The organism is Halorubellus amylolyticus (assembly GCF_034808145.1).
Lineage (GTDB): Archaea > Halobacteriota > Halobacteria > Halobacteriales > Natrialbaceae > Halorubellus.
Map to the genome: position 1 here is coordinate 641,157 of NZ_JAXHGM010000002.1, position 9,567 is coordinate 650,723.

The following is a 9,567-nucleotide window of genomic DNA, read 5'->3' on the forward strand; positions in this document are numbered from 1 at the left end:
AGAGCAGTGGAGAATCTGTCTCCTTCAAAACGAGCGTCTGGTACCTAAACTCGCGGGGGAGAGAGAACGGACTGCAGATTACTCTTGAGTGAATCACGATCTTCGGAAGAGCTGATCACACCTTGAGCTCGACCCTGTCAGCGTCGCTGAGGGCGTCGAAATTGCACGCGAAGAAGTACGAGACGTGCCCGACGAATCGATAGGAAAGACCGAGTGAGATTCTCGCTCCCGTAGTTTTCGGCACGGGTGGTCAATCGGTTTCACTCCGGGAGTGTCTATGAGTTCCTCCGAACTGCAAACTCAGAATCGAATCCTACGCCGACGCAGGCACCCCGAGTAACAGGAGGTACTCGCCCATGCTGTGGAGTTACTGATCACCGCCCTCGACGAATTCCTCGAATTACTCGCTGAATCGCTCATGGGAAGCACGTTGTTGGTGAGTAAGAGCACTGTTCGAACGACCTCTTTGAGAGATTGGAATATTACTCGGGCATGCTCTTTGTAAGTTTACTCAACTCACGAATCCTCACGGCTGACCTTTATGAGAGACTGGCTCATACAAAGGTTGCTGGAAAATCATGACAGGCGAACTGATTGAAGGGCTCGTCGGCATCAGGCCGACGATCTCGATTCGTTTGCAATTCGGTCTTCAGAACTCGCTGAGGGGGCCCTGTCATCCGGACTGCCAGTGACGGTTTGAAAGACGAACTATGAGAGACCAACGTCAGATAGACGACGAACGAACCAGGTTGAACGACATCGCTGAACAGTGGAGTGCTGATGGGAGTCTCCCGGAAGATATCTCAATGGAGGACGTGGAAGGAATCTGTAACGCCCTCTACGATGAACTGCAAGAAGTGGTAGAAACGCACGCCACAGAAACGTCGCTCACGCGACGCGAAGCGGAGGTATGGGCCTTCGCTCACTCGAAGGGACAAACGTATTCGGTACTGACAATGGACGCGATCGCCCTCGCCATGTCAGCACCCGATAGTCCATTCGGAAATGGTGGCCCGGCAGGTGATGACGTCGATCCCGAAAATCCGCCGACACAATCTGCTCTACGAGAGCACTATGCCCGTGCGGAAGAGAAGTACAGGGAGGCTGAGGAATTCGTGGGCGCTACGACATTCTGGGATCGAGAGGAACACCTCGCGGTTCCGTCGATTGCGTGGTTGGGTGCTCCTACACTCCAGCGCATTTGGGACCGTGCCGAACCGGAGGAAACCACGATCGACGCGGTCCTGAACCGACTACTGGATGAAACCGCGAATTGTTACTCACTCTCTGAGTTCCTCCAGAAGTACCTCGAATCGCAGGGGAGAGAGCACGTACAGCAGATTACTCTTGAGAGGAGCACTCTTCAGGGATCATGGCTCTCAATGGCGGGTCTGACGAGCGTCGATGATGAGATGGGTATCCGAAATAATTGGGAATATGAGTTACCCGAAGTGGTTCGGGAAACCGAATACATCGTCTTCGAGGGTGTTCGATATCGATTCTCGTTCAGTGAACACCCGAAAGGGACCTTCGACCTCGATTCGAGAATCACGCTCTTCGCCCGAGACGACCTCTCTGACATACCCGCAGTCAGCGTGGCAGAGGGTGTCGAAACTGCGCGAGAGGAAGTCCGAGACGCACCCGATGAATCGAGAGGAGAGCCCGAATAACCAGATTCGGCGATCGGACCGACATAACTGCAAATCAAACACACTCGGTGAATTTGGATGTCGCATTCGGCTTCGACGAATTCATCGAATGACGCAACGAATTCACTGAATTCACCCAACAGAGAGCCAAGCCTTCCGCTGGCTGTCTCTACCCCTCCCACGGTCGTGTCGAGAAAATCCAGGTTCCTCAACCAAGTTCCGATACTCCCCAACGTCCAACAGGCGTGGGTTATCACACCGAGGTCATCGACGCTAACCGAGCGAATCGGCAGCAGCGAGTTCTCTTATCCGCCAGGTTACTCTATCATCTTCTCGATTCGACGTTCGATTACTTGGGGTGGCCAGGAGGCGTTGACTGTCCCGGGGTCGACGCCGAACGTCTCGATGGTTGGGTGGACAGATTCACCTGATTCGTTTTGTTCCGTGTAGAGGTATGCGTACGCACAAATCTGCATCTCGTACCGTTGTTTCGTCGTTGTCGTCTGCTCCGTGAGCGCGATTTTCGCGTCAGTGACGTGGCGCTCACCGTTTGGTAGAGTGATGACGAAGTCGGCTTCGCCGTGAATTTCGACTTCGACGCCGTCGACTCTGACGACGCCGTCGATGGGTTGCTCTACGCTGACGGACTCAGCTCGCTGGATTCGGTCCCACAGCGGTGAGTCGAGGAAGTCGTCGAGCACGCTCTCGAAGAACGTCCACAGCGTGTCGCGCTCGTTGACACCAACTCGTGTCGTCGTGTCCTGAAGGACGTCGTCGAATACGTCCCGGACCACGCCGCTCTTCGACTGGAGTTCGGCCTCGGATACGTTGCGCTCGACGAGCGCCGTGAGGACGCCGTGGAGACAGGTGCCGACGTCGTGGGGGCCAAGTTGGTCGAACGGCAGCGGGAGTTCTTCAGGGACTTCGTTAGCGTCGCTGTGCAATGGTTCTCCGAGTAGGTGCGAAAGCACGTAACTGTCGGGGTCCTCGATAAGGGGGTGCATCGTGCTCGGGCGAACGAAGCGGGGAATCCACGGGTCGAGGTCGTCACGGCGCGGTCGCGTAACGGCGGTGTCGGGGTCCGCAGTCGCTTTCGAAGGATTTGCTCGGGAGGCGAGCATGCTGACGTCATTGACTCCGACACCGAGTTCGCCTGCCTCTGTCGGGAGGGTGTAGGAGTTGGTCCCGCCGGTGAAGTCGAGTCCGTCTCGGAGCGTCTCGACCCACCGGTCTCGGGTCCGGTCGTTGGAGAGTGACTGTGGGAGCGGGAGGACGAGGTGGTCGCGTGCTCGCGTGAGCGAGACGTAGAGCAGCCGCCACGCTTCGGCGCGCTCGTTCGCGGCAAGTCGCTGGAGTCTGTCTGGACCGACGAGGTCGTCACCGCGGGCGGTATCGGAGACCGTATCGCTCCATCGGGCAGTCGCCCACCGCAGGCCGACGTCGCGTGTCCTCCCGCCGTCGGTATCGTAGAGGTCACAGACGAACGGAGGGATGTCGATGTCGCTCGGAATTTCGGTATCGAGGGGTGGCGCGAGGCCGGCGATGGGCCCCTGGAGTGGGAATCGCTGGTTCACTGGCCCCTGCGACCAGATATCGAATCCGGGGTCGGCGATGACGACGACGTCGTCCTCGTCGCCTTTCGCGTTATGAACCGTCCGGAAATCGACGTCGTAGTCCGTTCCTGCCGTACTCGGCTGTACAGGGCCATCCCGTGGCTGGTCTCGGTACGGTGCGAGGAGATCCACGAGTTCTCTCGGAGTGTATCTTTCGTCGCCCTCCCACTCGGCGACGGTCTCGACGAGCGCATCGAGATTGGCGACCCGCTGTTGTGGGTCCGTCACTTCGAGGAACCCGTGCGTGTCCGAGCGGAGCGCGAGTCGCTCGATGACGTCCTCCAGATAGATTGCCGCTGGCTGCCTCTCGACGACCTCGTACCGATTCCGGAGGTCTCGGAGTCCGGTGAGCGTCCGGCGTTGTGTCGCCGAAAGCTCTTGGCCAGCACTACCGAGGACGGCATCGATATCCCATTGCCGTTCCTCGAATACGCGTTCGAGTGGAGCGAACCCGATTTCGGTATCTGTGACGAGCTGTCGGATTCGATCGGGTGAACCGGGGTCCACGAGCCAGTCACACACAGCGAGGACGGCCTGGACTGCGGGACACCCGAAGAGTGCCTCGCTCGCATTGCGGACGCGAAGTCCCTCGTCTTCGAACGCGGACTCGTAGTCGTCCATCCGCGTCCGGCGACGGAACAGGACGGTGATGCCGAGTGGGTCACCGCTAGCATCCGTGAACGTCCCGTCAGCGAGGCCTCGTGCGAGATGCGTCGCCAACACGTTCGCTTCTCCACCGCCGTCCTCGGGGTTCACCCAATCGGAAGAGCCCGGCCGGTGATTGCTTGCGAAGGACGCGACGTGGATCGACGTCTCGTCAGTCGCCTCTCGATTCGCTTCGAGCGCCGGGAAGTCCGTTTCGAGATCGCCGATGTTCCCGCGTGCATCGTCAGCGAACATCGGCTCGGCGATAGCGTTGATCGCTTCGGCGACGTCCGGCAGACACCGGTACGTCGTCCTCGCCATCTCGTTCCGATGGGTGTCCCACTCGATACCGAAGTACTCGCCTCTCGTAGTCGCCGACTGGAACAGCGTCGGACTGGCGTGCCGCCACAGATAGACCGACTGGAGCACGTCGCCGGACGCGAACACGCGCATGTCCGGTTGGACGATCTGTGAGAGGGCCGCGTGCTGTATCTCGGCGATGTCTTGCGCCTCGTCGATCAGTAAGCTCCGAATCCGACCGCGGTACGTCCGGAGTACGCGCCGACGTCGCTCCTCATCGACACCGTCCACGTGCTCCGAACCGTCTAGGCCCCCATCGAGGTACGACGTGACGAGATAGGCGACGTCCGTGTGAGAGACCGCTCCGTGCTCGCGGGTTAACTCTCGGTACGCCTCCCGATACGCGGACAGCACCGTAGAAAAGTCTTCGAGGTGCGCGGACCAGTCGTCGTAGAGTTCCCGGTCGGCGGCGACGAGACAGTCCCGGTCGGTATCGGCGACGCCGTCTCGCACGCGGTCGCCGATAGCCTCGTCGCCGACCGTCCGTTCGACAGCCGTGACGACGTCGTCGAACGACTCGGGCCGTCCGTCGTATACGGAGTCTCGCGTGCGTTCGAGCTCCTGCTTGAACTCGCTGGTCGAAAGCCGTCGGTCCCGACAGTACGTCAACGCGCTCTGGAGCATCTCCGCGACGTCGTCGACGTACTCGCCCCCGGGATACGCGGACTCAAGCGCTTCGAGCTCTGCAGCGCATCCCGAGTCCACGCGAACCCGTTCGTAACAGTCTCGATGCACGCGTTGCAGCAGCGCGTCGCTCCCGACCGATGGCATCTCGTCGAACCCGACGTCGGAGACGAACTCCCGTAGAATCCCGCGAAGGAAACTATCGACGGTACCGACGTACGGCGCTCGCTGAATTCGCTGAATTAGAAATTCCGCCTCCGCCGTAGACACGCCTTCGGCAGCGGGCGTGAGATCGTGTTCGACGATTATCCGCAGTTGCTCGCAGATCTCCGGAATCAGGTCCGCCGCTTCGTCACGATTGAACGAGATGACCGCGACGCGTTGCTCCGGTGTCGAATCACCATCCGCGTACCGTCGAAGTATCTCCTCGGCCGCAAGACGGACCGTGACCGTCGACTTGCCAGCTCCGGGTACACACGATAGGCTGAATAGCCCGCTGTCGTGGTCGAAGTACGCATCTCGGATGTCTGCCTGTGCACCCCGCAAACGGATGGGCGTCTCCTCCGCCTCGTCGTGGCTGTTAGTCATCGATCGCGCTCGCTGATTCTGGTAACATTGCTCGAACCGGCGTCGGTAACTCCCGGTCGGCGCTCTGCAGTCGTTGCATCTCGACGTCCGAGACCGTGTCGATGTCGAGGAACTTCAGAAACGGAGACGGGTGGACGATGTCGCCGCTGGCCGTCTCCGTATGGCGAGTCACCACGACGCCACGTGCCGCCGCACCGAGCGTGTCCGACAGGTGGTCGCGGTCACGCCCATCGGACCACGACGTCCGCGGTGCCAACTTCGCTGACTCTCCCTCCCCATGCAAGATTGCCTCTTGGAACTCCGGTTCCAATGGCGATTCCGTCGCCTGCGGCCACTCGCTCGCAGTGAGACCGACCGCGATGACGTACGGGATGTCCAGTGCCCACACGTCGTTCGCCTCCAAGATGTCCAACGCGCGGGCGTTACCGTGTTCTCGGCGACCCGGACGCTGGGTGACGATCGTGTTCGCTAGCTCCGAAACGTCGCCCCACGACCGTTCGACACGTCTATCGTCGAGCCGGTCGCTGTATTTGGGTGGTAGCTGTCGGACGAGGGTTCGAACTCGAACGACTGCGCGTGCGTCGATTTCCGTCTCCAGCAGCGCCGGCGAATCGTTCGCCTTGGTCTCAGGCAACGCGTGCGTCGCGTACGCCTCGACGACGTCGTCGAGCACGGACCCGACCGTCTCCGGGTGTGCCCCTGGTACTGCATCGAGCCACTGTACGAATCGCAAGATACGAGCATCGATGTCGTCGCCCCTCTCGACGGTCTTCACCCACTCTTCGAGCGCGCGAGGCTCTTCGGACAGAGTAGATTTCGCTCGTTGGACGGTCTTCGGCTCTACCGGCCAACCGTCCGTGTCAGCATCGGCCGGTGCCCACCCGTGGTCCAGCGGCCGGAGGAGCGCGTTGCTGTCAATCTCGCCCGCGGCGAGCACTTCACAGATCGACTCCACGAGCGCGTACGGCCGCGTCCGCGTCACGCGAAGCTGCGTCCAACACACGGACGCGATTCCGTACTGGAGCGCAGCGCGGCACAGCGGTTCCTCGTACGCGTCGAGGTCCCGGACGACGACGGCGATATCCCGAATCGGAACACCTCGTGCGCGCAGGGATTTGACCAGCGCCATCGCACTGCGGGACTCGTCTCGTCGCGTCGATGTGATCATCTCGACGACTGGCGTCTCCGGGTGTTCGATCGGCCGCGCCAGTGCGAGCCGACTCGGCGACGTCACTCGAAGATCTCCCTCCCCGGATTTTCGACTTCCAGGAGCGACGGAATCCGACGCCTGAGGTACTCCCCCGTCCGCTCACGGAGATGAACGTGAACGTCGAGCGACGTCGACTTTAGCAACGCATGGATAAAATCGGCTTGCGGCGCGGAGATACTACTCAGCCCGACGACCGTGACGCGGTTAACGTCGGGATACAAGTCCGTCCACGCGTACCCGCTCGACCAGATGAGGAACCGCGTCGCTCGTCGAACCAGTTCCATCTCAGAGACCGACTTCGAAGTGTTCGCTCGGAGACGCCGTTCGATCTCCACGGCTGTATCGAGCAACTCCTCGGTCTCCGCATCGATGGGCTCGTAGAGCCCCGCAGCCGTCTCACGGTAGGCAGCGATGCGTTCGGGGCTGAAGTTCGTGACCGACTCGACGTCCGCCCGTATCTGCTCCACGTTTTGAGGGTCCTGCTGCCTGGCTGCGGCCGGCAACGACCCCGGCGCTTCAGCCGAATCGGCAGAATCATCCAGGATGCCGCGCACCGCTGCGAGGCGGTCGATTCGGTCGAAAGCCTCTGTGGGGAACTCTCGATTGCCTACCACAGTTTGACTCAGGCCGACGAAATCCTCGAACTCGAAGGCGTCCTTCGGTGAATCATCCTCCCGAAGCCGACGCTGGAGATTTCTCCGGTGGAGCTCGACCGGAGCGACGACTATCTCGGTCGAATGCGAGCTCTCGCGCGCCCGCTCCAGGATTTGCGTCTCATCTCCGACGTGGAGGGTCAATTGCTTCATGTACGATTTTGGGGCGCTCTCAGTCTGCATCAATCGGACCTCCAGGTCTGACTACTGCTGTTCCAGCCGCCAAACGGATGACTCTTCTTCATCAGCTCTCCTCCTGAAGGCTGTCGACGCCTCCAAGCAACTCGGTCAGTACGTCGACGACGTGATCGAACTCATCCTCGCTCATCAACGCGTTCGACGCCGAGGAATCGTCGAACGGAACCCGCAGCGCGCCCGCGCGTTTCGCTCGATAGAACGTCGCACGCTTCGAGCAGCCGAAGAACTCCGCGACGGCCGAGCGTGGGACGCCGTTTTCGAGCAGTCTTCGCAGCAGTTCTCCCTTCAGCCGGTCCATCAGCTCTGCCTCCGTGCCGGGAATCCGGCCGCGCGCCGTCGACTCGATGTCGCCGGGTGGTCCCCACTCGTCGGTCTCAGCGTCTTTGTCGATCAACGGCTCAGACAACGACTCCACGTGGCTGTCCACGGACATGAGCGTCCACAGGCGCTCGATCGCTGCTGAACGACCCGTGCAACTCGTCGCAGCCCGAATCTCACTCGTCGATGCAGCACCGTTCTCGTACAGATACATCAGAATCTCGATGTCCTTGTACAGGAGATTCACCTCCGCTGCGACAGCCTCCAAGTCGATAGGCAGGTCATCAGCCGTCGGCCGATGTGAAACGAGGTGGTGACAGGGAATACAGAGCGTCGTCCCGTTCCTCGGATGATTCCGATCGATTTCATCCGGGTTCTCTTCCATGTGATGGGCTTCTAGGTCGATTCCGCCACCACGCTCGGGGCCGAGCCGCCCACAGATCTGGCATCGATGGCCGTCGCGCTTCAATATACTCGTCTGGACGTCGCTCGGAAACGTCCGGGAGTTCTCACTCCGCGCCATCGTCACCCTCTGAATTACTCGAATTCCCGGGAGCGAAACACGCCGTTTCGAGTCGTCGAATGTGCTCCGCTATCGGTTGCGTCGCATCGGTCGACGCAATAGACTTCGCTCGCGCGTCGTACGCTGCAACGCCAAGCTCGTCCAGGACCTCCAGATGCGACTGAATCAACGAGACGTAGACACGACTGCGCTGTTCGCTCGTCACTTGACTCGGCGTGATGCCGTTCTCAGCGGCCGCAATTTCGGTCGCTAACCTCGACGCAGTGAGCGAAGCGTCCGTCTGGTCCAACGCAAGCAGTACCTGTCGCCGTCGACCATTCGATACCGCCGAAAACGCATCGTCGGGAGCAATCGGAATCGCGTGACCCGGAGTCCCGTCCGTCATCGATCGCCTCCAGCGACGCGCTCGCCGCGATGAGTCAACAAGATTGACTCCTGCACGGCCTCACCGATGCGGTCCACGTAGCCCGCAGCAGCGAGCACCCGCAGTAATTCATCCAATTCATCCCCGGTCAGTTCCGTCTGCTTCAGGAGGTCCTTTCGCGTCGTCGTTCCTCCCTCGTTTGTCTGTTCCACGATCCGTCGCGCTCGTGCATCGCGCTGGGAGCTATCCTCATCCCCCTCCAACTGGAGAGAGATAGAGTTATGACTCCGAACACGACTATTGTCGTTTGCTGTCATAGTCGGCAGCACCTGTTCCCCGGTGCCCTAACACCGGGGGGCGTTTTCAGCCAAATCCAAATGGACTCTTCATCATAAAAACTATTTGCATATTCAACCAGAGTCGTTCTGATCGCTAGTCTCTACTGTTCTATCGCGTATTCCTCTCCGAAGTTTAAGCAAGTATTAGCTGCACCGGATTCGCCGATTCCCATCCGACGTCGACCCTCGATCGCCACTCAGGGGCGAGGGTTTTTAAATAAGTGGATAATTTACCCCTGTGAACCGATGACGGACAAAGACCCGAATCCGACAATCACCGACGCTCTGCGTGACGAATTAGGAGAGCAAGCAGCGACCGTAGAACACGAACTCAGCGCATTCCATTCCTGGATGAGGAAGAAAGGCAAGAAGCCAGAACGACAGGTACCTCTTTCCCCCACAGTCTCGGTCGCGTTCAGATTAGCTGATTCCATGCGAAGGCGAATGATTTTAGCCACTCGTCAGCCGTTTCTGCCTTGGCGTG

At 60.1% G+C, this 9,567-nt stretch carries 7 protein-coding genes and 1 pseudogene; 1 reads left to right on the top strand and 7 read right to left on the bottom strand.

Translation table 11 applies throughout. From position 1 onward, the window contains the following. Positions 1 to 806: 806 nt before the first annotated feature. Positions 807 to 1,670, top strand: a complete 864-nt coding sequence (locus SM754_RS08900; protein ID WP_323675865.1) for a hypothetical protein — start codon at positions 807 to 809, stop codon at positions 1,668 to 1,670. 296 nt (positions 1,671 to 1,966) lie between these two features. Here SM754_RS08900 and SM754_RS08905 read toward each other — a convergent pair whose 3' ends face one another. The 7 genes and pseudogenes from SM754_RS08905 to SM754_RS20520 form a co-directional block, all read right to left on the bottom strand. Then, a complete protein-coding gene (locus tag SM754_RS08905) occupies positions 1,967 to 5,479 on the bottom strand; it encodes a UvrD-helicase domain-containing protein (RefSeq protein ID WP_323675866.1) in 3,513 nt (1,170 codons plus the stop codon). Further along, positions 5,472 to 6,713: a PD-(D/E)XK nuclease family protein gene (locus SM754_RS08910; protein ID WP_323675867.1), complete on the bottom strand. Its 1,242-nt coding sequence runs from the start codon at positions 6,711 to 6,713 to the stop codon at positions 5,472 to 5,474. Before SM754_RS08910 ends, SM754_RS08905 begins: the two co-directional genes overlap by 8 nt. Beyond that, entirely contained in the window at positions 6,710 to 7,525 is an 816-nt protein-coding gene (locus tag SM754_RS08915; protein ID WP_323675868.1) for a hypothetical protein, read from the bottom strand. Before SM754_RS08915 ends, SM754_RS08910 begins: the two co-directional genes overlap by 4 nt. 61 nt (positions 7,526 to 7,586) lie before the next feature. Continuing rightward, positions 7,587 to 8,381, bottom strand: coding sequence for an HNH endonuclease (locus SM754_RS08920; RefSeq protein WP_501993770.1), 795 nt, complete (start codon positions 8,379 to 8,381; stop codon positions 7,587 to 7,589). Further along, complete coding sequence (locus SM754_RS08925) at positions 8,368 to 8,766, bottom strand: DUF7344 domain-containing protein (protein ID WP_323675870.1); 399 nt, start codon at positions 8,764 to 8,766, stop codon at positions 8,368 to 8,370. Before SM754_RS08925 ends, SM754_RS08920 begins: the two co-directional genes overlap by 14 nt. Beyond that, positions 8,763 to 8,957 (bottom strand): hypothetical protein, encoded by a 195-nt coding sequence (locus SM754_RS08930; RefSeq protein WP_323675871.1) that lies wholly within the window; start codon positions 8,955 to 8,957, stop codon positions 8,763 to 8,765. The genes SM754_RS08925 and SM754_RS08930 overlap by 4 nt, the downstream gene beginning before the upstream one ends. 541 nt (positions 8,958 to 9,498) lie before the next feature. Next, a pseudogene (locus tag SM754_RS20520) lies at positions 9,499 to 9,567 on the bottom strand (IS6 family transposase); the annotation flags it as partial.